This is a genomic window from Sphingomonas hengshuiensis (genome assembly GCF_000935025.1).
Taxonomy (GTDB): Bacteria; Pseudomonadota; Alphaproteobacteria; order Sphingomonadales; family Sphingomonadaceae; genus Sphingomonas; species Sphingomonas hengshuiensis.
Window position 1 is genome coordinate 1,085,420 of record NZ_CP010836.1, and the last position, 25,859, is coordinate 1,111,278.

General features: G+C 66.7%; 22 protein-coding genes. 16 read left to right on the forward strand and 6 right to left on the reverse strand.

Annotated elements, in window-relative coordinates:
* The first annotated feature begins 1 nt into the window (after position 1).
* Genes TS85_RS04830 through TS85_RS04860 form a run of 7 tightly spaced genes read left to right on the forward strand, consistent with a single transcriptional unit; the run spans position 2 to position 7,576 of the window.
* Positions 2-1,111, forward strand: coding sequence for a capsule biosynthesis protein (locus TS85_RS04830; RefSeq protein ID WP_052507749.1), 1,110 nt, complete (start codon positions 2-4; stop codon positions 1,109-1,111).
* Positions 1,108-2,091 (forward strand): glycosyltransferase family 2 protein, encoded by a 984-nt coding sequence (locus tag TS85_RS04835; protein WP_044330766.1) that lies wholly within the window; start codon positions 1,108-1,110, stop codon positions 2,089-2,091. The genes TS85_RS04830 and TS85_RS04835 overlap by 4 nt, the downstream gene beginning before the upstream one ends.
* The gene (locus TS85_RS04840) at positions 2,088-3,380 is read left to right on the forward strand and encodes a hypothetical protein (protein ID WP_227698671.1); all 1,293 of its coding nucleotides are present in this window, start codon (positions 2,088-2,090) and stop codon (positions 3,378-3,380) included. Before TS85_RS04835 ends, TS85_RS04840 begins: the two co-directional genes overlap by 4 nt.
* Positions 3,377-4,390 (forward strand): NAD-dependent epimerase/dehydratase family protein, encoded by a 1,014-nt coding sequence (locus TS85_RS04845; protein WP_044330768.1) that lies wholly within the window; start codon positions 3,377-3,379, stop codon positions 4,388-4,390. Before TS85_RS04840 ends, TS85_RS04845 begins: the two co-directional genes overlap by 4 nt.
* A complete protein-coding gene (locus tag TS85_RS04850; protein WP_227698672.1) occupies positions 4,387-6,207 on the forward strand; it encodes a thiamine pyrophosphate-binding protein in 1,821 nt (606 codons plus the stop codon). Before TS85_RS04845 ends, TS85_RS04850 begins: the two co-directional genes overlap by 4 nt.
* On the forward strand, positions 6,204-6,620 hold the full coding sequence (locus TS85_RS04855) for a GtrA family protein (protein WP_044330772.1): 417 nt from the start codon (positions 6,204-6,206) through the stop codon (positions 6,618-6,620). Before TS85_RS04850 ends, TS85_RS04855 begins: the two co-directional genes overlap by 4 nt.
* Positions 6,617-7,576: a class I SAM-dependent methyltransferase gene (locus TS85_RS04860; protein ID WP_077228461.1), complete on the forward strand. Its 960-nt coding sequence runs from the start codon at positions 6,617-6,619 to the stop codon at positions 7,574-7,576. The genes TS85_RS04855 and TS85_RS04860 overlap by 4 nt, the downstream gene beginning before the upstream one ends.
* Here TS85_RS04860 and rfbG read toward each other — a convergent pair.
* Positions 7,531-8,625 (reverse strand): CDP-glucose 4,6-dehydratase, encoded by a 1,095-nt coding sequence (rfbG, locus tag TS85_RS04865; protein WP_227698673.1) that lies wholly within the window; start codon positions 8,623-8,625, stop codon positions 7,531-7,533. The genes TS85_RS04860 and rfbG overlap by 46 nt on opposite strands.
* Positions 8,610-9,383 carry a glucose-1-phosphate cytidylyltransferase gene (gene rfbF, locus TS85_RS04870; RefSeq protein ID WP_044330778.1) on the reverse strand — a complete coding sequence of 258 codons (774 nt, stop codon included), beginning with the start codon at positions 9,381-9,383 and terminating at the stop codon, positions 8,610-8,612. The genes rfbG and rfbF overlap by 16 nt, the downstream gene beginning before the upstream one ends.
* Positions 9,384-9,411: 28 nt before the next feature.
* On the opposite strand from rfbF, the gene TS85_RS04875 reads away from it, so the two are divergent.
* Complete coding sequence (locus tag TS85_RS04875) at positions 9,412-11,058, forward strand: ArnT family glycosyltransferase (RefSeq protein WP_044330781.1); 1,647 nt, start codon at positions 9,412-9,414, stop codon at positions 11,056-11,058.
* A gap of 47 nt (positions 11,059-11,105) precedes the next feature.
* Here the strand turns inward: TS85_RS04875 and TS85_RS04880 are convergent, their stop codons facing one another.
* The 4 genes from TS85_RS04880 to TS85_RS04895 form a co-directional block, all read right to left on the reverse strand.
* Entirely contained in the window at positions 11,106-12,680 is a 1,575-nt protein-coding gene (locus tag TS85_RS04880) for a hypothetical protein (RefSeq protein ID WP_044330783.1), read from the reverse strand.
* A gap of 155 nt (positions 12,681-12,835) precedes the next feature.
* Positions 12,836-13,330 (reverse strand): DUF3299 domain-containing protein, encoded by a 495-nt coding sequence (locus TS85_RS04885; protein ID WP_044335870.1) that lies wholly within the window; start codon positions 13,328-13,330, stop codon positions 12,836-12,838.
* Between the two features lie 12 nt (positions 13,331-13,342).
* Positions 13,343-14,611, reverse strand: coding sequence for an ABC transporter permease (locus tag TS85_RS04890; RefSeq protein WP_227698674.1), 1,269 nt, complete (start codon positions 14,609-14,611; stop codon positions 13,343-13,345).
* The gene (locus tag TS85_RS04895) at positions 14,608-15,264 is read right to left on the reverse strand and encodes an ABC transporter ATP-binding protein (protein WP_044330785.1); all 657 of its coding nucleotides are present in this window, start codon (positions 15,262-15,264) and stop codon (positions 14,608-14,610) included. Before TS85_RS04895 ends, TS85_RS04890 begins: the two co-directional genes overlap by 4 nt.
* A 334-nt stretch (positions 15,265-15,598) precedes the next feature.
* Between TS85_RS04895 and TS85_RS04900 the strand changes: the two genes are divergently transcribed.
* The 8 genes from TS85_RS04900 (at position 15,599) to TS85_RS04935 (ending at position 25,804) form a co-directional block, all read left to right on the forward strand.
* Positions 15,599-16,342: an ABC transporter ATP-binding protein gene (locus TS85_RS04900; protein ID WP_407082119.1), complete on the forward strand. Its 744-nt coding sequence runs from the start codon at positions 15,599-15,601 to the stop codon at positions 16,340-16,342.
* A complete protein-coding gene (locus TS85_RS04905) occupies positions 16,339-17,778 on the forward strand; it encodes an ABC transporter permease (RefSeq protein ID WP_044330786.1) in 1,440 nt (479 codons plus the stop codon). The genes TS85_RS04900 and TS85_RS04905 overlap by 4 nt, the downstream gene beginning before the upstream one ends.
* The gene (locus TS85_RS04910) at positions 17,775-19,037 is read left to right on the forward strand and encodes a DUF3526 domain-containing protein (RefSeq protein ID WP_044330787.1); all 1,263 of its coding nucleotides are present in this window, start codon (positions 17,775-17,777) and stop codon (positions 19,035-19,037) included. The genes TS85_RS04905 and TS85_RS04910 overlap by 4 nt, the downstream gene beginning before the upstream one ends.
* Before the next feature lie 272 nt (positions 19,038-19,309).
* Entirely contained in the window at positions 19,310-19,774 is a 465-nt protein-coding gene (locus tag TS85_RS04915) for an Rrf2 family transcriptional regulator (RefSeq protein ID WP_044330789.1), read from the forward strand.
* Positions 19,775-19,828: 54 nt separating this feature from the next.
* Positions 19,829-20,524, forward strand: coding sequence for a class I SAM-dependent methyltransferase (locus TS85_RS04920; RefSeq protein ID WP_044330791.1), 696 nt, complete (start codon positions 19,829-19,831; stop codon positions 20,522-20,524).
* A gap of 441 nt (positions 20,525-20,965) precedes the next feature.
* Positions 20,966-21,478, forward strand: a complete 513-nt coding sequence (locus TS85_RS04925) for a sigma-70 family RNA polymerase sigma factor (RefSeq protein ID WP_044330793.1) — start codon at positions 20,966-20,968, stop codon at positions 21,476-21,478.
* A gap of 111 nt (positions 21,479-21,589) precedes the next feature.
* The gene (locus TS85_RS04930; RefSeq protein ID WP_044330795.1) at positions 21,590-22,588 is read left to right on the forward strand and encodes a FecR family protein; all 999 of its coding nucleotides are present in this window, start codon (positions 21,590-21,592) and stop codon (positions 22,586-22,588) included.
* Positions 22,589-22,753: 165 nt separating this feature from the next.
* Positions 22,754-25,804, forward strand: coding sequence for a TonB-dependent receptor (locus tag TS85_RS04935; RefSeq protein WP_052507750.1), 3,051 nt, complete (start codon positions 22,754-22,756; stop codon positions 25,802-25,804).
* Positions 25,805-25,859: the final 55 nt, after the last annotated feature.

Sequence of the window (25,859 nt, forward strand, 5' to 3'; positions counted from 1 at the left end):
CATGGTCGCGCACCTCGCCGCCGTGATCGGCAATCCGCGGCATCGGCGCCTTGGCTATGCGCTGGTGGCGCTGGTGCTGGCGCTGCTGTGCGTCGTTCCACGGCCCTATGTCGCGCGCGCCAAGCTGGTGCCGCAGGACAGCAGCAGCATCGGGCTCAGCTCGATGATGAACGCGCTGGGGGGGCAGCTTCAGGGGTTTGCCGCGCTGCTCGGCGGGGCCAAGCAGCCGATCGACATGTACCTCGCCATCGCGCGCGGCACCGAAGTCACCGACGCGGTCATCGCCCGGCTGAAGCTGGTCGGGCCGGGCGGCTATGGCGATGCGAACGCCGCGCGGGTCGCGCTGGCCAAGCGGGTGGACATCCATTCGCTGACCGGCGGGATCGTCGAGGTCGAGGTGCGCACGCACGATCCGGCACAGGCACAGGCGCTGACCGGCGCCTATGTTCAGGCGATCAGCGGCCGGATCAAGGCGCTGGGTCGCGACCGGGTGCTGCGCAAGCGGCAGGTGGTGCTCGATCGCTTCAAGGAAGCGGGTACGCGCGTCGCCACCGCCGAGGCCGCGCTCAATGCCTTTCGCCGTCGCAACAACCTGGCCGAGCCCGAGGCGCAGCTTGGGTCGGCGCTGTCGCTGCGCGCGGGGTTGCAGGCGCAGTTGCAGGCGAAGCAGGTCGAAGTGCAGACGCTGCTCCAGTTCCAGGGGCCGGAGAACCCGCAGCTCCAGTCGGTCCAGTCCGAGATCGCGTCGCTGCGCGCCCAGATCGATCGTACCGCCCAGCCGAGCGGCGGCGCCGCAGGGCCCAACGTTGCCGGGCTGTCCGAAGTGTCGGGCGAGTATCTGAACCTGTACCGCGACTATCGCTTCGCGCAGGCGCTGTACGAAGTCTATGCCCGCTCGTCGGAGGAAGTGGCGGTCGAGACGCTCGCTTCCGAAACCGCATCGGACGTGCAGTTGATCGAGGCGCCCCGGCTGGACGCGGATCGCAAGTTCAACGTATCGGCGGTCGCGCTGCTGCTGCTGGTGCTGCTGGCGGCGGCGTTCACCGAAATCTATGCGCCCGCGACCGGCATCGACCTGGGGCTGGGCCGGCGCCGGGATGCCGGACAGTGAGCTGGGACGACGTGGCGATCGAGCTGTCGATCGTCATCCCATGCTTCAACGAGGAAGCGAATGTCCGCGCGATCTGTATCGCGGTCAGCGCGGCGGCGAGCGCGCATGTGGGCAGCCATGAGATCATCCTGATCGACAATGGCTCCACCGACGGCACCCGCGCCGAAATGCGCGCGCTGTGCGCAGAGGACCCGCGCATCCGCGTGATCCTGAACAACCGCGACTATGGCCAGATGCGCTCACCCACTTATGGGATTTACCAGGCCGAGGGCGCGGCAGTGATCGGCATGTGCGCCGATTTCCAGGACCCGCCCGCGCTGATCGGCGAGTTCGTCCGGCAATGGCGCGCGGGGGCGCAGGTCGTGCTGGGCCAGCGGCGTTCGGAGCGGGCATCGCCGCTGCTGGGGGCGACGCGGCGGCTGGGCTATGCCTTTCTGCGGCGGTTCGGCGATTATCCGGTCATCCCGGGCGTCACCGGCTTCGGGCTTTTCGATCGCGTCGTGGTGGACACGCTGGCGGCATGGAACGAACCCGAGCCGTTCTTTCGCGGGATGGTGGTGGAAAGCGGCTTCCGGCTGGCGGTGGTCCCGTTCGATCGCCCGGAACGCGCGGCGGGCGAAACCAAGAATGGTTTCGCCTCGCTCTATTCCTTTGCGCTCTCCGGGCTGGCCGGGTCGGCGAAATCGCTGTTGCGGATGCCGATCGCGCTGGCGTTGCTCGCGGGCGCCGCCGTCGTACCGTTGGCGGGGGCGACCGTTGCGGCGATCATTCTGGGCGGCCCGCTGTCGCCGTTGCTCGAACTGACGATCGCCTTTGCGATGTTCGCGGTGCTGCTGCTGTTCCTCGGGCTGATCGGCGAACAGGTGCGGATGCTGTCGGAGCGCAGCCGTAACGTTCCGCTGGTGATCGAGGAGGAGCGGCTGAACTTCCCCGCCGGTCGCGCGCGCCCGGCGGCGCGGACGCTGGTGCAGCGCCCGTGAAGGCCCGGCTGGCGCGCCTGTCCGAGCTGCTGCTGATGTTCGCAGTGTTGGCGAGCGCGCTGTGGACGCTCGGCCAGTTCCGCGACACCGGATTCCTGCCCCAGCCCTTCGTGTTCGACACCAACGACACGTTCATGGACTGGTTCAACACCGCCTATTGGGCGAACCATCCCGGCGCGTTTTCGGTGTGGCGGACGGTGTATCCGCCGCTGTCCTTCGCGTTTCTCGATCTCGTCACGCTGCCGGGCTGTTATCTCCAGTCGCCGTTCCACGCGCGCGATTGCGATTGGCTGTCGCAGGCGATGATCCTGGGCTTTTACCTGCTCGACATGGGGCTGGTGTGGTGGAGCTTTCACCGCGCGGATCCGCGCACGGCGGCGATGCGCGGGCTGGCGTTCGGCTTCGGGCTGCCGCTGTTGTTCACGCTGGAGCGCGGCAATCTAATTTTGGTCGCGCTGCCGTGTTTCGTGCTCGCGCACGGGCCGCTGGTGCGGTCGCGGGCGTGGCGCGCGGCGGCCGCCGCCGCGACGATCAATTTCAAGCCCTATCTGCTGCTGCCCGTGCTCGCCCACATGGTGAAGCGCGACTGGCGCGCGCTGGAACTGGCCGGGATCGCCACGATCGCGCTGTACCTGGTGACGCTGGCGATCGTCGGCGGGGGGACGCCGGGCGAGATCGCGGCCAACACGGCCAATTGGGTCGTATTCCTGGGCGGGCAGGTGTGGAACGAGATCCATTATTCGACCAGCTATGCGCCGCTGCTCCAGGTCCGCAACGCGCAGATCCCGGTGCTGGATTTCGTGCCCTCGCGCACTGTCGAGGGGATTGAATGGCTGGTGCCGATCGTGATCCGCGCGAGCCAGGGGATCGCACTGGCCGCGCTCGCCGCCGCCTGGCTCCAGCCGCGCGCGCTGCCGACACACCGGGTGGCGGCGATCCTGCTGGGCGCGTTCCTCGTCACCCAGTCGCCGGGCGGCTATACCCAGACGTTCCTGCTGTTCCTCGTCCTGCTCGAACCGTGGCGCGGCGCCGGGCCAGTCACGGCGATCGTCTGCGCCTATCTGTTGTGCCTCGTGGCGGATTGGCCGCTGTCGACCGTGCTCGACCTGTCGCTCGAGAGTTGGCTGAGCGGACGGCCGGTCAGCCCCAGCTTCGGGCTTGCCGTGGGGCATTTCGTGCGGCCGGGGCTGGTCGTCGCGATCCTGTGGGCGCTGTCGCTGGACAGCATCGCGCGGGTGATCCGTGCCCATGTCCAGCACCGACCCACGCTGGGGCTCGTCGCCGCATGATCCTGGAGCAGGACCTGTGCGCGGTGCACGCCGCGCTGGCGGCGCATTGGCATCGGCTGGACGGCGCGCGCATCTTCATGACCGGCGGGACGGGGTTGATCGGGCGCTGGATGCTGGAGGCACTCGCGCGTGCCGATGTGGACGTCGCGGTGACGCTGCTCAGCCGCGATCCGGCGGGATTTGCCGCGCGGGCGCCGCATCTGGCGCAGCGATTCCACGTCGTGCGTGGCGATGTGACTGCGTTCGACCCGCCCGAGGGCCGTTTCACGCATGTCATCCACGCTGCGACCGACGCCAGCGCCGCGCTCAACGCCCATGATCCGCGCCGGATGTTCGACACGATCGTCACCGGCACGCGCAACGCGCTGGATGTCGCCGTCGCGTGCGGGGCGGCGCGGTTCTTCTTCCTCAGTTCGGGCGCAGTCTATGGCGTCCAACCGCCGGACACGGCGCACGTGCCCGAAAGCTGGCTGGGCGGTCCCGACCCGCGCGATCCGCGATCGGCCTATGGCGCGGGCAAGCGCGCCGCCGAGATGCTGTGCACGATATATGGCAGGCAATTCGGGCTGGACGTGGTCAACGCCCGCATCTTTGCGCTGCTCGGCCCGTTGCTGTCGCTCGACACCCATTTCGCGGCGGGGAATTTCATTCGCGACGCGATGGCGGGGCGGACGATCCGCGTCGAAGGGGCCGGGCAGGCCGTGCGCTCTTACCTGTACGCCGCCGACCTGACGGTGTGGCTGTGGACGCTGATGCTGCGCGGCGAGCCCGGCGCGGTGTTCAACGTCGGTTCCGAAGAGGCGGTGTCGATCGCCGATCTCGCGCGGCGCACCGCCACGGTGCTGAACGGCCCCGGCGTCGAGATACTCGGGCGGCCCGATCCCGGCTGGAATGCCGGGCGCTATGTGCCCGCGACCAACGCGATCCGCAGCGCGCTGGGCGTGTCTCCCACTATCGGCCTCGACGAGGCGATCCGGCGCACTGCGCTGTCGAACGGATGGAAATCATGACCAAGATCAAGCTTGCGGCCTGGGTGGCCGATCAACTCGCCGCGCGCGGCATCCGCGACGTGTTCATGCTCACCGGCGGCGGCGCGATGCACCTGAACCACGCGCTGGGCACGCATCCGGGGCTGCGCACGACGTTCACGCACCACGAACAGGCGCTGGCGATGGCGGCGGAGGCCTATTACCGCTTTTCCAACCGGCTGGCGGTGGTCAACGTCACCTCGGGGCCGGGGGGCACCAATGCGATCACCGGCGTCTATGGCGCCTGGGTGGATTCGGTGGGGATGCTGGTCCTGTCGGGCCAGGTGAAGCGCGAGACGACGGTGCGCGCCACCGGGCTGCCGCTGCGCCAGTTCGGCGACCAGGAACTCGACATCGAGGAACTGGTGCGCCCGATCACCAAATATGCCGTGATGGTCAACGATCCCCGGATGATCCGCCACCATCTGGAAAAGGCGCTGCACCTTGCCACCAGCGGGCGGCCGGGGCCGGTATGGGTCGACATCCCGCTCGACGTTCAGGCGGCGATGATCGACCCGGACGACCTGCCGGGCTTCGACCCCGCCGAGTTGAAAGAGCCCTGGCGCGCGACCGACCTGTCGGCGGCGGCAGCGGCGATCCTGGAGCGGTTGCAGGCGGCACAGCGCCCCGTGGTGTTCGCGGGCGGCGGCGTGCGGCTGTCGGGCGCGTATGACGATTTCCTGCGCCTGATCGAGAGGCTCGGCGTGCCGGTGGTGACCGGCTGGAACGCGCATGACGTGCTGTGGAACGATCACCCGCTCTATGCCGGGCGTCCGGGCACGGTGGGCGATCGCGGCGGCAACATGGTGACGCAGAGCGCGGACCTGTTGCTGGTGCTGGGCAGCCGGCTGAACATCCGCCAGGTCAGCTATAACTGGCAGAGCTTCGCGCGCGAGGCGTACAAGATCTGGGTCGATATCGACCCCGTCGAACTGCGCAAGCCGACAGTGGTGCCCGACATGCCCGTGGTCGCCGATCTGGCCGAGCTGATCCCCGCGCTGCTGGCACAGCCCTATGCCGGGCCGAGCGCGGCGCAGGGCGAGTGGCTGGATTGGGCGCGCGAACGCGTGCGGCGTTTCCCGGCGGTGCTGCCCGAATATCACGCGCATCCGACGCGAATACACCCCTATGTCGCGATGGACACGCTGTTCGATCAGCTGGGCGCGGACGATGTGGTCGTCACCGGCAATGGCAGCGCGTGCGTGGTCAGCTTCCAGGCGGCGGAGATCCAGCGCGGCCAGCGGCTGTGGACCAATTCGGGCAGCGCGACGATGGGCTATGACCTGCCCGCCGCGATCGGCGTCTGCGCCGCGACCGGCGGGCAGCGGCGCGTGATCGCCATCGCCGGCGACGGCAGCATCATGATGAACCTGCAGGAGATGCAGACCATCGCCGGCAACAAGCTGCCGGTGAAGGTCTTCCTGATCAACAACAGCGGCTATGTTTCCGTATTCCAGACGCAGCGCAACTTCTTCGACGGCGTCGAAGTGGGCGGGGGCCCCAAGAGCAACGTGACCTTCCCCGATTTCGGCAAAGTCGCGGCGGCATTCGGCTTCAGCTATTTCCGGGCCGCCAACCACGCCGACCTGCCCGGCGCGATCGCGGCGGCGCTGGCGGCGGACGGCCCGGTGCTGTGCGAACTGATGATCGACGACGCGGTCGGCTTTGCGCCCAAATTAGGGGCAAAGGCGCATCCCGATGGACGGATCACGTCGCCGGCGCTGGAGGACCTGTCGCCGTTCCTGCCGCGCGAAGTGCTGCGCGAGAATATGCGGATTGCGCTGTGGGAGGAGGAATGACCGCGATGGCCAAGGGGCGCCGCGCCCGGTCGCTGCGCTTCCTGATCGCGGGGGCGGCGAATACCGGGTTCGGCATCGCGATCTATCCGCTGCTGTTGTGGAGTTCGCAGACGCTGCACAGCCACTATCTGCTGGCGCTGGCTATCGCGCAGGCGCTGAGCCTGTGCTTCGCCTTTACGACGTACAAGCTGGGCGTGTTCCGCACGCATGGCAATCTGGCGCGCGAGTTCGGCAGCTTCTCCAGCTTCTATCTGCTCAACTATGCGGCGAACTGGGCCGCGCTGCCGCTGCTGGTCGAGCTGGGCGGGGTGCCGCCGGTGCTGGCCCAGCTTGCGTTCACTGCCGTCCTGATCGTCGGCAGCTATTTCTGGCACAGCCAAATCACCTTTCGGTCGAGTGGGGAACGGCGATGAAGACTAGTGAATTCCTGCACCGCGCCTGTCCGATGTGCGGCGCCACCGACGCGCGCGAAGAAGTCCATAGCCGGCGAAGGGCCGAGGGCATCACGCTGGAATCGCTGCGCCCCTATTGGTCGGGGCTGTTCAAGGAGAAGCTGTTCTTCTCCTATCATCGCTGTGCCGCGTGCGGGCTGTTGTACAATCCCGTGTTCTTTGGGCCCGGCCAGTTGGCGGATCTCTATTCGGATATGGCGCCCAACATGGATCTGGTGCCGAGCGCCGCGATCGCGGCCACCCAGCGCGGCTATTTCCAGGCGGCGGCGCGGCGCGGCGGGCTGGCGGGCGGCTATCTCGAGGTCGGCCCCGACATCGGCCATATCGTCTCGGCGGCGGCGGCGCAGGGGGCGTTCGACCATTTCTGGCTGTTCGAACCCAATCGCGCGATCCACGACCCGTTGCGCGCGGCAACCGGGGGCCGACCGGCCACGCTGTCGGCGGACATGGACGATTTCAGCGCGGTGCCCGACGGATCGGTCGGGCTGGCGGTGATGGTGCATGTGCTCGACCATTTGCTCGATCCGCGCGCGACGCTGGCCCAGATTCGGGCGAAGCTGCGCCCCGGCGGCACGCTGATGATCGTCACGCATGACGAAAGCTCGCTGCTGCGCCGGCTGATGGGCGAGCGGTGGCCGCCCTTCTGCCTGCAGCATCCCGAACTGTATAACCCGGCCACGATCCGCAGCCTGCTCACCCGCACCGGCTTTGGCGCCATCGCCGTGGAGCGTAGCCGCAACCATTTCCCGATCGATTTCCTCGCGCGGCAGACGGCGTGGAGCATCGGGTTGAAGGTCGATCGCGTGCCGTTGCCGAGTGTGTCGATCGGCCTGCGGCTGGGCAACATGCTGACGCTTGCCAGCGCCTCGCCTCAAGCGGCGGAGCGCGTGACCAGGCGGCTGGAAAGCGTGCGGTAGTCGGCGATCTGGGCGAGAGTGACGGCGCGGGCGTCGGCGCCGTCCCCGATCGCGCGGTGCCATGCCACGATCCAGTCCAGCGCCTGTTCCAGCGAGAGCGCAGCACGCCAGCCGAGCGCCGCGCGCACTTTCGAACAGTCGAGCCGCAACAGCCCGGCCTCATGCGGACGCGGGCCGGTATCCGCCACAGCGTCGGCAGCGTTGCCGCCCCAGGCCGCGCGCATCCGCGCGACGATCCACGAGACGGGGCGGGCATCCTCGTCCGAGGGGCCGAAATTCCACGCATCGGCGAAGCGCGCGTCGCCGGCCAGCATCTGCTCGGCAATCTGGATATAGCCGCCCAGCGCTTCCAGCACATGCTGCCACGGGCGCACCGCATCGGGCGCGCGGACCAGCGGGGCGACACCCGCTTCAAAGGCGCGGATCAGGTCGGGAAGCAGCCGGTCGCTCGCCCAGTCGCCGCCGCCGATCACGTTGCCGGCGCGCACCGACGCGAGCAGCGGGCCCCCGTCCGCGAAGAACGAACGCCGCCATGCGGAGACGACCAGTTCAGCCGCGCCCTTGCTGCTGCTGTACGGATCATGGCCGCCCATCGGATCGCCCTCGCGATAGGGCCACACCCATTCGCGGTTCTCATAGCATTTGTCGCTGGTGACACAGACAATCGCCCGCACGCCGGGCACGAGCCGCGCGGCGTCGAGCAGGTGCACCGTGCCCATCACATTGGTGGCATAGGTCTCGACCGGCTCGGCATAGGACAGGCGGACCAGCGGCTGTGCGGCGAGGTGGAAGATCACTTCGGGCCGGCTGGCCGCCACCACCGTGCGCACCGCGTCGAGATCGCGGACGTCACCCTGGACATGCGTGACAACGTCGCCGATCCGCGCCGCGTCGAACAGGCTCGGGTCGCTCGGCGGGGCGAGCGCGAAGCCGGTGACGTCGGCGCCCATCGCGTGCAGCCACAGGCTCATCCAGCTGCCCTTGAACCCGGTATGCCCAGTCACGAGCACCCGGCGCCCGGCCCAGCCGCCGCTCACCAGCGCTTCCACGGCGCGGCGCCCGATCGCCAGAGTTCGTCGAGGTGCACCTTGTCGCGCAGCGTATCCATCGGCTGCCAGAAGCCGTCATGGCGATAGCTCATCAGTTCGCCGCCGCGCGCCAGCTGTTCCAGCGGGCCGGTCTCCCACACGGTTTCCGGGCCGTCGACCAGGTCGAGCACGCTGGGATCGGCGACGAAGAACCCGCCATTGATCCGCCCGCCGTCCCCGGCGGGCTTTTCGCGGAAATCGGTCACCCGGTCGCCGTCGAACTCCAGCGCGCCGAAGCGGCCCGGCGGCGTGACCGATGTGATCGTGGCGCGCGCGCCATGGCTGTTGTGGAACCCGACCAGCGCGCCGACATCGATATCGGCAACACCGTCGCCATAGGTGAAGCAGAACGGCTTGTCGGGATCGAGATATTGCCGGATCGCCGCCAGCCGGCCGCCGGTCATCGTCTGCGCGCCGGTTTCGACCAGCGTGATCCGCCACGGCTCGCTGCGGGCGAAATGCACCTCCATCCCGTTGCCGCCGCGCAGGTCGATGGTCACGTCCGACGTGTGGAGGAAATAGTTCGCGAAGAACTCCTTGATCAGATAGCCCTTATAGCCGAGGCAGATCACGAAGTCGTTGAATTCGAACGACGAATAGATCTTCATGATATGCCACAGGATCGGCATGCCGCCGATCTCGACCATCGGCTTCGGTCGCACGTTCGTCTCTTCGCCGAGCCGCGTGCCCAATCCGCCAGCCAGGATTACGGTTTTCATCGTCGCTCCACGTCATGCATTCGACACCATGACGAAATCGATCACCCCTGCCCGTAATCGCGGCTTCGCCCGCTGGGGCGAGAGGCTGCTCCTGATGCTGATCCTGGCGGCTGCCACGGGTCTGCGGCTGGACGGCGTGGGCTTTGGGCTGCCCGCGCTCAACGATCCGGACGAGCCGCTGTTCATGATGACCGCGCTCGACATGCTGCGGAACCACAGCCTGAATCCGGGCTGGTTCGGGCATCCCGCAACGATCACTTTCTACAGCCTCGCGCTGGTGCTGCTGGCGGTGGGGGGCGGGGGCGTGCTGACCGGGCGGTTCGCCGATGCCGATGCGTTTGTCGCGGCAGTGTATCGCGATCCCGGCATCCTGTTCCTGCCGGCGCGGTGGTTGATCGTGGCGTGCGGCGTCGCCTGTGTGTGGCTGGTCTATCGGCTTGGCAAGCGGCTGGGCGGGACCCGGCTGGGGCTGGTCGGGGCGGGGTTCCTCGCGGTCAACGCCGTGCATATCCATTATTCGCAGATCATCCGCACCGATGTGCAGGCGAGCGTGTTCATGCTGTTGTGCACGCTGTCGGCGCTGGGCATCGTGCGCGAGGGGCGTGCGCGCGACTATTTGTTCGCGGGGATATGGGCGGGGCTTGCCTGCGCGACCAAGTGGCCGGCGGCGATCATCGTGCTCAACCCGCTGTGCGCCACGCTATACCGGAGCTGGTGGGATCGCGGCGCGGCGCGGCGCGCGGTGCTGATCCCGGTGGCGGCAGTAGCGGCGCTGTGCATCGCGTCGCCCTATCTGCTGCTCGATTACCCGACGGTGTTGCGCAACCTGGCGGGTGAGGCGCGGACGGCGCATCCGGGTGCTAATGGGGGCGGGTTTCTGGCCAATCTCGGCTGGTACGCGGCGAATCCGCTGTTGCAGTCGTTCGGGGCGGCGGGGCTGGCGCTGGCAGCGGTGGGGCTGGTCGGCGCGATTGCGCGCCGGCGCGCGGACGTCGTGGCGGTGGCGCCCGGCGCGCTGGCTTTCCTGATCGTCATCGGCGCGCAGGCGCTGCTGTGGGAGCGGTGGGTCGTGCCGCTGCTGCCCTTCGTCGCGCTGGCGGCGGCGGCGGGGCTGTGCGGAGTGGCGGACGCGGTCCGCGCCCGGCTGGGCCTTCGGCTGTCCGGGGTCGAGGCGCTTGCCGCGATCGCGCTGCTGCTACCGATGCTCACCGCCGCGCGGAGTGCCGCTGTCGAGCGGGCAGTGGATACGCGGCAGGTGGCCAGCGCCTGGGTGCGGGCGCATGTGCCGCCGGGGCGCAGCATCCTGGTGGAGCATGGAGCGTTCGACCTGCTCGGCGGGCCGTGGCGGTTCCGCTTCCCGCTGGGCGCGGCGGGGTGCGTCGATGCGCGCGATATCCTGTCGACGCAAATACGCTATTCGCGGGTGGAGACGCTGCGGTCGGGGCGGTCGGTGGTCGATGTCGCGCATGTCGATGCGGCGCAGTTGCCCGGGTGCCGCGCCGATTTCGCGGTCCTCACCCATATCGACGGCTATGCCGACGATCCGGCGCGCTTTCCGGGCGAGCTGGATCGCTACAGCGCGCTGATCGGCGCGGGGCGTCAGGTCGCCGTTATTCGCCCTGTGCCAGGCGCGCGGACCGGCCCCGTGGTGCGGATATTCCAGTTCACGCGATGAAGGCGCAGGTTCCGCATTGCGTATTCCGCGCCCAGCTGGTTCGCTGATCAGGTCCGGGCAGCCTCCACCGTTTGCATTGCGATGGAGCGCACTAGTGGAATCTCGGTCAGAGGGCGCTCCGAAATCATTTCGCGAGCGACGAGCGCCATTTCGATCCAGTCCGAATCGTGGCCGTCACCGCGCTGTGCGAATGCACTCCAGGCGATGACGCTGGCCCAATAGGCCCGGTTCGGTTCCAGTACCTTGTCGATAATCGCGGCGATCCGGTCTTCGATCTTGCGCCTGCCTTTGATCGCGGCGGCAACGTCGTCGCCATTCTCAAACCAGGAATCGAGCTGAGGGTTGGTCGCAAGCCACCGGCCCGAGGCGCGCACCGCCTTTTCCACCGCCTTGGCATCGGTTGCCGCAGCGTCGGCGTCCGAGAGCATCAAGGCAACGAGATCCTCCACCGACACAGACTTGGCCGCGACATCCGAGAGCCCGAGAAGCGTGATAGCCTGAACGAGGCCAAACGGCGGTGGCGAATTGGGCGAGCCATCCGCCAGGGCGCTGCTCAGGATAAAGGCCGTGTCTTCGGCCGTCGTTTCATGGACCGACATCTCGGACGCAATATGGTCCAGCATGTCTTCGATCTCGGGCCTGCTTAGCGAGGGCGCTACCCAGGCGTCCCGCACGCCATGGCCCTGTTTGATCAGGATCGATACCAGCCCGTTCTTTCTGCCCTGCTTGATCGATGCGAATATGCTTTGGGCTCCCGCCCCGTCGCGCTCGGATATCAGAAGTTCCCTGACCTGAATTGCGCGGCGCTTCTCCGGCACCGACCCGACAACGCGCGCGGCTCTGATGATCGCGTCGATCGCAGCGCGCCGATCCTCCGACACCCAGTTGCGGATCAGCATGAGGTTCGTAACCGACGCTGCGGATACAAGCCCTTGTCTGGCGGTCTCTTCGATCATGGACGCCAAGGGCGTAGCGATCGCGGGTTCTGCAAGAAGCCAACCGATAGCGGCCTCGCGCAGGCTGGAATCGTCGGCGAGGACGAGTCCTTCCAACAGGCTGAGTTGCAGCCCGACAGGCATGGCTGCCGTCAATTCGGCGAACTGGCTCTGGATCAGGAATGGGTCGCCCTCACAGGCTTTCACCAAGTCCTTCAGCATCTCGGCGGCATCTGGCGGCGGGAGATTCTGGTGATCAGCGCCGGTCTGGATCATCGCGTGATCCATTGCGCTGCGGATATCTTCGCCCACCTCAATCCCAGCCCGTGAAAATGCCGAGACAAGCGCCATCGCTGCCGTCGCCGCGAGCTTGCCCGACCGCATCTGCTGAGCGATCGCGGCCCTGACATTCTCCATGGCCCTGGTCGCGTGGCCGTTGCCGGATTCGCTTCGCTGACGCAGCCGGTCGAGAGCCTGGCCAAGCATGAACGAATATGCGTGATGCATCGCTGCGTCGGGCCGCTTCTTGCGCCCTTCGGCACCGGTGAGATCGACGATCAGCAACAAGGCTTCGGGTTGCGCCGCCAGCATCTCTCCGACGCTGTGGGCCCCAGGCGACAATTCGCCCGAGCGGATATCGTCCCGAACCATGCGTGCAATCTGCTGGATGGCGGCACGTGGCGTCACGATCGATGTCCCCTTTCTCGCACGGCGATTATGTGGCCGATACAACTGGCGGGCGCGCGTCGACAATCCCCCCAGCTAGCCGTCTCGGCTATTGGAACGCGCATTGCACGAACGCCAAAGACCACCGAGGCGGTCACCTTTCGCATAAGGCATCGTCAAACCTTCCGCGCGTTCACCAGACGATAGAAAATCCCGCTCTCGTCCTGGCCGGTCAACTGCAAGGTGCCCGCGATCACCAGCGGGTCGCGCTCATTGAGCGGCACCCCGGCGGGTGCGAGCACTTCGATGAACTGGTTGGGCATCGCATGGAAGTGGAAGGGGCATCCAGGGGGATAGGCAAGCAGGACGAAGCGCTTTTGGCGTGCTGCCTTGTCGAGTGGCATCATCCAGCCGGCGACTCTGATTTCCTTCCCCGCGAGCGCCTTCACCGCGACCGGAAATACGGGCTTTGAATAGATCACGCCTGCAGCTACGCGCTGGGTCTCGGTCGTGCTTTCCAGAAGGCGCCAGGGGGTGCCGCCCGTCGGGGTAGCGGCGGGCTTCCACACATCCTTCAGGCTCTGTTTGGGCCCGCCCCCGATCAGCTGGGCGTTCGCCGGCAGGGCGAGCATCGGGCCGAGAAGGAGAGCGGCAGCGACCATATGCTTCATGTTGCGCACCTCTTATTGCGCCCGTGCGAGCGTTCGGGCGAGATCGGCCCCGAATACGCGGAGCCCGGGAATCAGCGCCGCGACGACACCGATCGCCAGCACGCCGCCGGCAATCACGGCCTCCCCGGGATGGAGCAGCCAGGGATCGAGCCCGATCTCTGCCAGCGGCGGGAATAAGGCGCGTGCCGCAGCGAGAAGGGCATGCGCCGAAACCAGCCCGAGCACCGTGCCGGCCGCAGCTGTCAGCAGCCCTTCCAGCAAGATCGTGCCGAACACCGCCTGACGCGTGGCGCCCATGACACGAAGCAGCGCCAGATCGGCTTCGCGGGCCTGGGCGGCATTGAGGAGCGCGACGAAGATCGCAAGACCCCCGGTCGCCGCGAGCAGCCACGCGAACAGCCGTGCACCCTCGATCCCCGCGCCGAACAATTGAAGCAACCGCGCGGTCTCCTGCGCCGGCACTGCAGCCTGCATGTTGGTCTGACGGTTGACGAAACTGGGAACGCGCACGGCGCCAAGTGCCGAGCGATAGGTAACGAGGAGCGCGGTGACTTCCGGCTCGAGCGTCCCTGCAGCACCGATCAACTCGGGTTCCTGACCATGCTCGTCCCGGTCCGCCTCGTCCCCGTGATGCTCGGTGCCTTCCTCGCGCTGATCGTGGCCGATGCCATGAACATCCCAGACGCTTTCGATCGGCGTCAGAATGAGGCGATCGATCACGGTTCCTGTGGGGGCGAGGATCCCGACAGTGGTGAAGGGATGCTCGTCGTGGCCGGTGACGCCTTCGCCTTCGCCAAAGCCATGACTGCCGACGAATTTCTGACCGATCCCCGCGCCGAGCGCGCGCGCGACCGTGGCGCCGAGAACTGCGTCACCCGACGCCTCGAAGCTCCTGCCCTGTGTTAGCCTGGCGCCGTAGAGGTCGATATAGGACGGTTCGGTCCCGAGGATCCGATAGCCGCGAAAGCTGTCGCCCATCGCCAGCGGAACCACGCGCGCCACCGTGGGATCGCGGCGCAGAAGCGCGACGCTGTCGAGCGGGATGTTCCCGGTGGGCGCGTCGATCTGATAGATGCTCGACAGGATCAGCTGGAGCGGCGATCCCTTCGCACCCACCACCAGATCGATGCCTTGCGAATCGCGTTCCAGCCGATCGGTCAGCTGAGTGGAGAAGAGCAGCAGGATCGCAAGCGTCGCTACCGCAAGGCCGAGGAGCACGACGTTGAGCGTGGTCGTGAGCGCCCGGTCGCGCAGATAGGCAAGCGCCAGGCCGAACATCATGCCGCCTCAGCCGCCGGCGCGAGCGTCACCGCGCCGGGAATGAACGCCTTGATCCGCGCGTCGTGCGTCGCGACGAGCAGCGTCGAGCCCTGCGCGTTGGCGGTATCGATCAGCAGGCGGGCGACGCGCTCGGCATTGGCGTCATCGAGCGCGGACGTGGGCTCGTCGGCGATAAGGAGTTTGGGCCGGGTCACGAGACTGCGCGCGATCGCCGCGCGCTGGGCTTCGCCTTGGCTCAACTCGCGCGGCCGGGCGTGGGCGCGGTGCAAAAGACCGAGTTCGCCAAGCAGTGCCTTCACCTCGCCCTGATCCCGCCTCTGGCCGGCGAGGCGCTGGGCGAGCAGCAGGTTCTGCGTGACATCCAGCGCTGCGACGAGGCGCAATGTCTGGAACACCACGCCGATCGTGCGGCGGCGAAGCGCGTCGCGCTCGACGGGGGGCAGGTCGCTGATCATCTCGCCGTCGACGAGGATCGAACCGCGGCGAGGGCTCAGCAGCCCCGCGATCAGATGGATCAGCGTTGTCTTGCCGGATCCGGAGGGGCCCAGCAGGACGCGGTGCTCGCCGGCCCGCTGCGCGAAATCAAACCCGTCAAGGACAGATCGAGCATCGTAGCCGTATTCGAGCCCGCATATTTCCAGGACATATGCCATCAAATGACGTGCGGGTCTGGTCTCACAGGAACATCGGCTCCGCGACCGCGAACGTATTGAATCGCTGGAACCCGCCCAACAAATGGCGGTCGCAGGCCGATGCCGGCACCGACATACCCAAGCGTGCCGTCCCGGCGGGCAGAATGAGGTTCCGCATCGGTGTCTTTGCTGATGACATGGTACATCATATCCTGATCGTGCCACTTGAAGCAAGGGCCGGTAGCCGCAGCGGCCACACCCAGTGGCCGCTTGCCTTCGGCAGGCGATGGCGTCAATGGATATGGTATATCGTGTCGTGCGGCGGGGACTTTGTGGTCGCTGGATTTTTGTGGAGATGAAGATGGAGCAATCTCAGCCAGCTATCCTGCTCAAGGACGTCGCTTTGGCCTATGGCGCACAGCAGGTCCTGCGTGGGCTTAGCCTGTCGGTACCGGAAGGCAGCATCACGGCATTGCTGGGTGGTAACGGCGCAGGCAAGTCGACGACTTTGGCCGCGCTACTCGGATTCGTCAAACCGCAGTCTGGGACTGTCTCGGTTTGCGGGATTGATCCCGGCGCCGATCCCGATACAGTGCGTCGGCGGATCGCCTATCTCCCTGAAAACGTCGCGCTCTATGAGCATCTGAGCGCCGTAGAGAATGCCGAGTATCTCCTCGCACTTTCCGACGAAAGACAGGATCGCGGCGGCATCAGCGACGCTCTTGGCGCTGCCGGCCTGCAGGAGCGGGCCTGGAATCAACGCCTGAGCGGATTCTCGAAGGGCATGCGGCAGAAGGTAGCGATCGCAGTTGCTCTTCTACGCAAGGTGCCGGTGCTGCTGCTGGACGAGCCGACCTCGGGCCTTGATCCGCGTGCAACCGCGGATTTCAACGCACTGGTCGCGCAGGTTCGGGATCGCGGCACAGCGGTGCTGATGGTTACGCACGATCTTCTCTCTGCGGCCGACGTCGCTGACCGTATCGCCTTCCTTGAGGCCGGACGTGTGACCGATGACGTGGCGGCAAGCGGCCCTGAGCGGTTCGATGTTCGCGCGCTCCATGCCCGTTTCCAGGCCGAGAGCGGGGTGGTAGCGGCATGAGTGCCACCAGCCTGATCGCACGCGACGAGCTAAGGCTGATGATGCGCAACCGCGTCGCGGTGATCGCGTTCATCCTGCTCGTGCTGCTCACGCTCGTCGCGGTCGCGAGCTCCTGGTCGCACCAGCGCGGCATTGCCGAGTTGCGCGCCCGACACGCGCACGCGGCGGAGGCTGCGTTCAAGGCGCAGCCCGACCGGCACCCGCACCGGGTTGTCCATTATGGCCATTTCATCTTTCGCCCGCTGGGTCCGCTCGCTGCATTCGATCCAGGGGTCGATGCTTTCACCGGCAACAGCATGTTCCTTGAGGGCCACCGCCAGAATACCGCCAATTTTGGCGATGTACGCCAAAGCTCGCTGTTGGTGCGCTTCGGCCAGCTTACCCCAGCCTTTGTCCTGCAGATCGTGGCGCCATTGCTGCTGATCTTCCTCGGCTATGGCGCCCTGGCGCGCGAAACCGAGCGTGGCACGCTTCGCGTGTTGATGCTGCAGGGCGCGACCCGGGGGCAGGTGGTGCGCGGCAAGCTCATGGCACTCGGCATTGTGGCGATATTTGCCGGATTGCCGGCGATGATCGGCTTCCTTCTGATCGCAGGGCAGCCGGGCGCGCTCGCGCTACCGATGCTGACGATAGCGCTGGGCTATTTCGCCTATCTCGCCTTGTGGGTCGTCGTCATCCTGCTCGTGTCTGCAATGGTGGGACGCAGCCGCGACGCGCTGCTCGCACTCGTCGCGCTCTGGGCGGTGACAGTGATCCTGCTGCCACGTGTGGCGCCGGACGTCGCGAGCGCATCGGTGCCGCTGCGCAATCGCCTCCAGACCGATGTCGCGATCGCGCGCGACCTGCGCCAGCTTGGCGACAGCCATAATCCGGACGATCCGCACTTCGCCAAGTTCAAGCAGTCGGTGCTCGACCGCTATGGCGTGAAGACGATCGAGGCGCTGCCGGTCAACTATAAGGGCGTGCTGGCGCTGGAAGGGGAGCGGCTGAGCACGACCCTTTTCGACCGCTATACGGGCGAGAGCTATGCTGCGCAGGCGCGCCAGAACCGACTGGTCGACGCGGCGGGGGTTCTTAGTCCTGCCATTGCCATACGCTCGCTGTCGATGGCGGCCGCGGGCACGGACATGGCCGGACATCGCCGGTTTCTGGATCAGGCGGAAGCCTATCGCTACGCGCTCGTGCAGCGGCTGAATGCGCTGGAACAAGATGCCGTGAGCTATGCCGACGACACCGCCGAGGACGCAGACGCGGACCGGCGCTCGCGCGTAACCGCGGGGAACTGGAAGGCGATACCGGACTTCGCGTTCGAGCCGCCAAGTGGCGCAAGCCTTGCTCGAGGTGCGCTGCCCGGGCTGATAATGGTGATGGGGTGGCTTGCGATTGCCAGCCTGCTCCTGGCCTTCGCCACCCGCCGGCTGGGAGCGCGTCGATGAACCTCTTCGCACATGAGTTCCGCCTGCTGCTTCGCCAGCGGCTGACCGTTTTTGCCCTCGTCCTGTTAGGGCTTCTTACGATCGCCGCACTGACCGCCGGCATGGCGGAGGTCGGTCGTCAGCGCGCCGCCATCGCCGCGATTCCAGCGGCACAAGCGCAGGACATCGGCGCCATCGCTGCTTGGGTGGACAAGGAAAAGGACGCGGGCAGCGCCGCCTATTACAGCTTCCACCCGACCTGGGACGCGCCATCCCCGCTGGCCTTCGCAGCGCTCGGGATGCGCGACGTCGCGCCCTATATCCTGCGCGTCCGCGCCTTGGGGCTCGAGGCTCAGATTTACGACGGCGACACCTTCAACCCCGAACTGGCGCTGCCGGGACGGTTCGACTTCGCCTTCGTGCTGGTGTTTCTCGCACCGTTATTCGTCATCGCGCTCTTCCATGATCTGGTCGCCGGCGAACGCGAAGCAGGACGGCAGCGAATGCTTGAAGCGCTTCCGCAAGGTGGTCGGACGCTATGGCGCCGCCGTACCGGGGTGCGGCTGGGCCTGTTGTGGCTCGTGCTCGGCGTGCCGTTCCTTGTCGCGGCAGCGCTCGAGGGCGTTTCCGCCGGCGCGATCCTGATCATACTCGCGCTCATTGCTGCGTACCTGCTGTTCTGGATCGGGCTTGCCGCCCTTGTGGATCGCCTGCGCTGGAGCTCTGTCGCGAATGCGGCCAGCCTCGCAGCGGCATGGCTGGTGCTGGTGCTGATCGTGCCGACGCTGGCCAACGTCGCCATCAACACCGCCGTTCCCGTCAATCAGGGCGCGGAAATCGCGCTGGCGCAGCGCGAGGCGGTAAACCACGCATGGGATATCCCGCACGAGGATACGATGCGTCGCTTCTATGCCAACCATCCGGAATGGTCGGACTCGCCGCCACTGGGCTCCGAGTTCCACTATAAATGGTATCTCGCCTTTCATCAGAATGGCGACGACAGCGTGGCGCAGCGTGTCCGTGCCTATCGCACCGGTCTGGAACGCCGCGATGCCGCGGGGCGGGCGCTTGGCTGGGTGCTGCCATCGGTCGGCGCACAGGCGCTGTTGACCAGACTGGCGCGTACCGATCTAAGCGCACAACTCGCCTACCAGGACCGGATCCGTGCCTTCCACCAGCGGCTGCGTGTCTTCTACTATGGCTATCTCTTCCATGATCGTCCGTTCGGGAAAGCGGACTTCGCCCGGGCGCCCCGCTTTGAAGATGTCCCACACAAATGAGCAGGCCGGCGCGCTTCGACCGGCTGCGCGCCGGCATGGTCAACGTCGATGCGGGATCTCGCAGGTGGCCATCGGCCGGTCGCCAATCCCGGGCCCGCTGATGCGTAGCGGCGAGATCTCAGTCAACTGACCCGAGGGCGCCGGAATCTCGCTCCCCAATTGGCTCAAATTACGGGTCCTGTGCGAAGCGCCCCCGTTTCGAAATGCGCCCAACCGCGATGCGATCTCAAAGCGCCGTTGACTCGCGCCGCACTCGCAACATAATGAGTTGCATGAAACGAGACAGTAGATTGTCGGGTGTGCTGCATGTCATGCTCCACCTAGCCGAAGCCGACGGGCCGGTAACATCGGAGACGATGGCCAAGGCGATGCAGACCAACCCGGTCGTCATTCGCCGAATCATGGCAGGTTTGCGTGATGCCGGTTTTGTCCGGTCGGAAAAGGGCCATGGCGGTGGCTGGACGATCGCCTGCGACCTTGGCTCGGTCACGCTCTTCGACGTGTATTCGGCACTCGGGGAACCGGCATTGTTCGCGCTGGGCCACCGAACCGAGGCGCCGGGCTGTCTTGTCGAGCAGGCGGTCAACTGCGCGCTCGACGCCGCCTTCCGGGAGGCAGAGGCGCTGCTGATTGGCCGACTCAAGGCGGTGACGCTCGCCGAGCTCAGCGCTGACTTCCACGCTCGCATGGTGGCCACCGGGAAATCGGTTGATTTCAAAGCTGCCCATGCTGCGTGACGCGACCGACATCGCGTTTCGCCTTCACCCTCTCCGACGTCAAAGGTGACCGTCATGCCCGACAGCAACAAGATGTTCCTCGACATGTTCTCCGATCGCGAGCGCATCGCCCATTATGCGGACGGACCGCGGCGATTCACGCCCGGTCTCGACGCGGTGCATCGCATGACGATGCTCCTTCTGGCCGAGCACGCCCCGGCCGATGCCCATGTGCTGGTGCTTGGCGCCGGTGGGGGGCTCGAGCTGAAAGCACTTGCCCAAATGCAGGCCGGCTGGCGCTTCACCGGCGTTGATCCCGCCGGGCCGATGCTCGATCTGGCGCGTGAGACGATGGGTGAGGACGCTGATCGTGCCGAGCTGATCGAGGGGTATATCGATGCCGCGCCCGCTGGCCCTTTCGATGCCGCGACCTGCTTGCTCACGCTTCACTTCCTCGATCGCGATGAACGCGTCCGCACCTTGAGCGAAATGCACCGGCGCATGAAGCCGGGCGCCCCGCTGGTCGTCGTCCATTCGAGCTTTCCGCAGGACGAACCGGCTCGCGGGCGCTGGCTCGCACGCTACGCCGCCTATGCCGTTGCGTCCGGCGCAGATCCGGCCCAAACCGAGCAGGCGCGCGCTGCGGTAGCCGCCAGCCTGGCGCTGCTGACGCCCGAGCAAGACGAGGCCTGCTTGCGCGATGCAGGCTTTGTCGAGGTGGAGCAGTTCTACGCTGCCTTCACCTGGCGGGGCTGGGTGTCTCGCGCTTGACGCATCGCGCAGGGCGCAGGCGGCCGCTTATCTCCTGAGTTTCGTGACCGTGAGCATCCTGCCGGCCCCCTCATATGCGCGCCTTGTCATGACTGGCGCTGGTTGTTCGAACCCATTGCTGAAAGGCTGGATGCGCAGAAGCCGGCACATTCTTCTGCCCAGCGACCGGACGCGATGCCGGACTGGACGCCTCCCCACGCGGAGGGCCGGCGGGCTTCGTGCAGGTGCTGGGCGCGAAGATCCCCAGGACGGCCCTCGTCGCGGCGATCGGACTGAAAGCGATGATGTGGGTTCCCTTCGGTGCCGCCGACCGCTGCGATCTCGCACGTGCACAATGGCTTGCCTCGGCCAATATTCGGCAGTATTTGCGAATCGCTCGCAGGAGGCGCGGGCACGTACCCTCCCATGCAGGCGAGCGGGGGCAACACATGGCGGTAAGGCGTGTCCCAGCAGTCCGAGACCCTGCAGCTCTTTCTGTCCCACCGACCCGAACTTCTGCGGCAAGCGAATCGTATCACGCGCGATCGCGCGCAGGCAGAGGATGTGCTTCAGGAAGCATGGCTGCGTTTTCGCGCAGTGCTTGCCGAGCGCCAGATGGACGAACCGCTCGGCTATCTTTCCCGGATCGTGCGCAACCTCGCGCTCGACAGCGCACGCCGCAGCGGCCTGGAGAACCGGCTGTTCCAGAATGAAGGCGACGCGGATCTGCTGCAGGTGCCGAGCGAAGCCCCCTCGCAAGAGGCCGCCGTCATCTCCGAATCCGAGTTGCGCGTCGTGGAGCACGCGCTGGCGCTGATGCCCGAACGCATGCGGGTCGCGGTCCGGATGCATCGGATCGAGGGCTTCAAGCTCAAGGACATCGCCGAGCACCTCGCGATCTCGGTGACCAGCGCCCATGGCCTGGTCGCGGAGGGGGTTGCGCGTTGCCGCACAGCGCTCCGCGACAGGCTGTAGGCGGTCGCCCCTGTCACCGATTCGAAAAAAACTACATCCCGTTCGTCTAGCAGTTAAGGCCCCTTCGAACGTGCAACGGGGCGATCGGTCGCGGGCAATGAGGACGCATCCATGAGCAGCCGCGAGGGCGAACCAAGAGAGGGCGACGCCATCGCGCAGGCGCGCGCTGACCGCGAGGCGACCGATTGGCTGATCCGCCTCGAGGAGGAACCGGACGCGCCCGCGTTGCGGATCGCCTTCGCAGCGTGGCTCGCAGCCAGTCCCGCCAACGCGCACGCCTGGAGCGACACCGCGCACGCGTCGGATGCCATCGCGCTCGCCCTCGCGCCGCCTGCCACGGTCGTGCCATTCGAGCAGGCTCTCGCCCGGCGACGGCAGCGGCATAGTCTCGCCCGACGCCTGTTCGTGGGCAGCGCGGCTGCCGCCGCCGCGTGCGTCGCGCTCTGGGCCGGACCGAATCTCCTCGACGATTTGCGCGCCGACCATGTCGCGCCGACCGGCGAAGTCCGGGCATTCCACCTCGCCGACGGTACGCAGGTCAAGCTGGCGCCGGGCGGCGCGCTGGCGGTCGACTATTCGGACGGGCAGCGCCATGTGCGGCTGCTGCACGGCAATGCCTATTTCGACGTCGTGCATGACCCGTCGCGGCCTTTCCGGATCGGCGCGTCGGGAACCACCACCACGGTCCTCGGGACTGCCTTCGAGGTGCAGGCGCGAGGCGATGCGGTGGGCGTGGCGGTGCGGCGAGGACGGGTTCGTGTGGCGTGCGATACCGCGGCACCGGTCGCGATCCTGTCGGTCGGCCAAACGGTCGACCTGGCGTGCGCCGCGGGCACGGAACTACACGCCGCCACGCCGCCCGAGCGCATCGCAAGCTGGGTCGACGGCCAGTATGTGGCAACCGACCGTCCGATCCGCGACGTCGTCGACGCGCTGCGGCCCTGGTATCGCGGGATCATCGTCGCGCGGGGAGGGGGGCTGGAAACGCGGCGCGTCACCGGCGTCTATGATCTCCGCCATCCCCAGGATGCGCTCTCGGCGCTTGCTACCGCCCATAATGCGCGGGTGATGCGGGTCACGCCGTGGGTAACCATCATTAGCTCCGACTGAGCCGCCAGGGCCCCCGAAAAAATCTCCGAAAAAACGCGAAGCCTGTCCGTTGAGTCAGTAGAGGGAGTGCGAATGATTCGCATTCGCATTTTCTGGTAGGCGAGTGGAAAAGGGGGCAGCTTGGTGGTTTCGGGGGTTTCGCGGGCGCGGTCGAGGCGGCGGTCGATGTTGGGGAGCGTTCTTCTGGCTGGGGCGGCGACGACCCTGTCGCCGGCTGCGGCCATCGGCCAGACGCAGGCCGACGCGCAGTCGCGCAGCTTCGACATTCCGGCGAAGGCGTTGACCGAAGTGCTCGCCGATTTCGGGCGGCAGTCGGGTCTCCAGGTCAGTGTCGATGCCGCCATCGTGCGCGGCCTCAGCTCGCCTGGGGTGCGCGGCCGGCTTTCGATCGCCGAAGCGCTGCAGCGGCTGCTCGCGGGCACCGGGTTCACCTGGCATCTGTCGGGCAATCTCGTCACGCTCGAGCGCGTCCGGGCCGCGGACCGCGGCGATGGACAGCAGGCCCCGATCGTCACCGAAGCGCTCAGGATCGAAGGCGCCGCCGGCGCGCAGGAAACGGGCGCCGAGCGCGATGCCCGGCGGCACGACGCGGTGTTCGACCGCGACCTCTCTTCGACGTTCGCCGGCAAGGACGAAGTCGAGCGCTACAAGGGCGTCAATCCGGCCGACGTCCTCAAGGGCATGGTCAACGTGTTCAGCGGCGACTCCCGCAACAGCGGCGCGCTCGACCCGAGCATCCGCGGCATCCAGGGCCCCGGCCGCGTGCCGGTCATTATCGACGGTACCGAGCAGGCGCTGACGGTGTGGCGCGGCTATAACGGCGCCAGCAACCGCAACTATATCGATCCCAGCCTGATCGCCGGTGTCGAGGTGCTGAAGGGGCCGGTCTCGGCGCGCGGGGTGAACGCCTCGACCGGCGGTGCGGTGGTGATCAACACGCTCGACGTCAGCGACATCCTCAAGCCGGGGCAGAAATTCGGCGTCGAGCTGCATCTCGAAGGCGGCAATAATTCCGTGTCGCCGCAGTTGCCGACCCTGCTTACCGGACAGGACTATCGGACCATTGCGGGCTTCCCCGGCAGCCCGGGCACCCCCGGCCTGCCGAACTTTCCCTATGACGATCCCACCGTCCGCGTGTCCGTCCACAAGGCGGGCGACAACGATCTCTTCTCGATGGGGGACAAGGCGGTGCGGGTCGCGGCGGCCGGGCGTCTCGGCGACTTCGACCTGATCGCCGCTTATGCCTATCGCCAGCGCGGCAATTATTATTCGGGGGAAAACGGCGCCGGCTATTATCAGCAATCCGGGCTCACGCTCGCGCCGGACACCTATGTCCGGCTGCTGGGGCTGAACTACAAGCCCGGTGAAGAGGTGCCCAATACCTCCAGCGAGATGGAATCCTGGCTCGCCAAGGGCACCTGGCACATCGCCGACGACCAATATCTCCAGTTCGGCTTCCGCGACAGCAAGTCGACCTATGGCGAGATCATCCCCTCGCGGATCATGTCCACCTCGAGCGGGACCTTCGGCAACGTCCAATGGCCGCTGAGCAAGGTCCACGCCCAGGCCTATAATGCCGAGTATAAATGGCAGCCGGACAGTACATGGATCGACCTGAAGGCGAGCCTGTGGGGCACGCATACCGTCAGCGACACCTATAGCGCGGGCGGCTTCCCCAATGCCGCTTCCACGGTCGATCCCATCCTCATCAACACGGCGCTCGGCAACAGCCACAACGACCGCATCGGCTTCACCGCCAGCAATCAGGTGAAGCTCACCCGCCGGCTCGACCTGATGCTCGAGGGGAGCTGGCAGCACGAGAAGCTCAGCTCCGAGGACCAGTATAGCGACGCGATCGCCAATGGCTGGCGCCAATATCCGCGGGCCGGGCGGCGCGAGGAATATCGCATCAACCTGCGCGGCGAGTGGCGCCCGACCAGCTTCCTGAAACTCAATGCCGGCGTGACCTATTCGGGCTATTGGGCGCATGACGATTTCCTCGACGACCTGCTGCATATCCGCGGCGGGTCCATCGCGCAGTCGGTTGTTTCGAGCTACAACGAGACGTATCGGACGACCGAGACGGGTGCGGTGGCGTACGAGGCCTGGCTGCGGACCCAGTTTACCAACGAGAACATCATCCAGCGTCGCCTGGCGACCTATATCGCCAATCCGGTGCCGTTCACCGTCACCCACAACGCCGTCTGGTCGCCCGACGCGCAGGGCAGCTTCCGTCGTGCCGATAATCTGTGCGTCAACGGCTCGCTGACGGCGATGAGCAACTATGTCGCCGGTTCGTGCGGGATGACGGCCGTCACGACGAACGTCGCGGTGACGCAGTCCACCGACAAGCGCGCGCACGGCTGGGCGCCGAACGCCTCGGCCACCGTCTATTTCAGCGGCGCGAGCAGGGCCTATCTCCGCTACGCCGAGGCCTATCGGTTCCCCAGCATATTCGAGAGCACGATCGGCTTCTCGGCGTCGATCAACCCGACCCAGGCGCTGAAGCCCGAGCATATGTACGCGATCGAGGCGGCGTTCGTGCAGGACCTGAAGGGGCTCTTCGGCCTGAACGGCGCCGACCAGCACGCCGATATCAAGCTCACCTGGTACCGCAACCTTACCAAGGACGTGATCGAACGCTCGACGCAGCTCCAGTTCTTCAACCTCGACCGGCAGGAGATACAGGGTCTCGAACTGCAGGCCCGCTACGACAATGGCGGGTTCTTCACCGAGCTGGGCGCGGCCCATATGACGAAGAACAAGGTGTGCGACGAGAGCTTCGCCATCCAGCAGGACCCGGTGCAGGGCCGCGTCCCAAATTGCGTCAAATATGGTTTCGTCTCGAGCTACCTGCTCACCCAGGCGACGCCCGAAGACCAGATCAACTGGAGCGTAGGCGGGCGCTTCTTCGAGAAACGACTGGAGGTCGGCAGCCGGCTCACCTGGTATAGCGGCTATGATAATCCGCAGCTCGACGCGTTCATCAGCGGCCCGGTCGCCGATCGCATCAGCGGCTACGGTCTCAACGTGCCCTATACCTGGGGCGAGATCCTGACCGTCGACGCCTATGTGAAGGTCAAGCTCGGTGATGCCTACTCCGCCGAACTGGTCGCGACCAACCTCAACGATCGCTATTATCTCGACCCGCTGACGCGGTCGCTCATGCCGGCCCCTGGCCGGACGGTCCGGCTCAGCCTCACGGGCCGGTTCTGATGAGGGAGATTCAGGGGCGCCGCCATATGTCGACTGGCTCTACTCGTACAAGCGG

Bases quoted from the DNA above. Each gene is read 5' to 3' on its own strand.
- TS85_RS04900 (WP_407082119.1), top strand. From the start codon at position 15,599: ATGAAGATGGAGCAATCTCAGCCAGCTATCCTGCTCAAGGACGTCGCT.
- TS85_RS04895 (WP_044330785.1), bottom strand. From the start codon at position 15,264: ATGGCATATGTCCTGGAAATATGCGGGCTCGAATACGGCTACGATGCT.
- rfbF (WP_044330778.1), bottom strand. From the start codon at position 9,383: ATGAAAACCGTAATCCTGGCTGGCGGATTGGGCACGCGGCTCGGCGAA.
- TS85_RS04875 (WP_044330781.1), top strand. From the start codon at position 9,412: ATGACGAAATCGATCACCCCTGCCCGTAATCGCGGCTTCGCCCGCTGG.
- TS85_RS04830 (WP_052507749.1), top strand. From the start codon at position 2: ATGGTCGCGCACCTCGCCGCCGTGATCGGCAATCCGCGGCATCGGCGC.
- TS85_RS04890 (WP_227698674.1), bottom strand. From the start codon at position 14,611: ATGATGTTCGGCCTGGCGCTTGCCTATCTGCGCGACCGGGCGCTCACG.
- TS85_RS04930 (WP_044330795.1), top strand. From the start codon at position 21,590: ATGAGCAGCCGCGAGGGCGAACCAAGAGAGGGCGACGCCATCGCGCAG.
- TS85_RS04845 (WP_044330768.1), top strand. From the start codon at position 3,377: ATGATCCTGGAGCAGGACCTGTGCGCGGTGCACGCCGCGCTGGCGGCG.
- TS85_RS04910 (WP_044330787.1), top strand. From the start codon at position 17,775: ATGAACCTCTTCGCACATGAGTTCCGCCTGCTGCTTCGCCAGCGGCTG.
- TS85_RS04935 (WP_052507750.1), top strand. From the start codon at position 22,754: ATGTTGGGGAGCGTTCTTCTGGCTGGGGCGGCGACGACCCTGTCGCCG.
- TS85_RS04885 (WP_044335870.1), bottom strand. From the start codon at position 13,330: ATGAAGCATATGGTCGCTGCCGCTCTCCTTCTCGGCCCGATGCTCGCC.
- TS85_RS04905 (WP_044330786.1), top strand. From the start codon at position 16,339: ATGAGTGCCACCAGCCTGATCGCACGCGACGAGCTAAGGCTGATGATG.
- TS85_RS04850 (WP_227698672.1), top strand. From the start codon at position 4,387: ATGACCAAGATCAAGCTTGCGGCCTGGGTGGCCGATCAACTCGCCGCG.
- TS85_RS04920 (WP_044330791.1), top strand. From the start codon at position 19,829: ATGCCCGACAGCAACAAGATGTTCCTCGACATGTTCTCCGATCGCGAG.
- TS85_RS04855 (WP_044330772.1), top strand. From the start codon at position 6,204: ATGACCGCGATGGCCAAGGGGCGCCGCGCCCGGTCGCTGCGCTTCCTG.
- TS85_RS04915 (WP_044330789.1), top strand. From the start codon at position 19,310: ATGAAACGAGACAGTAGATTGTCGGGTGTGCTGCATGTCATGCTCCAC.
- TS85_RS04860 (WP_077228461.1), top strand. From the start codon at position 6,617: ATGAAGACTAGTGAATTCCTGCACCGCGCCTGTCCGATGTGCGGCGCC.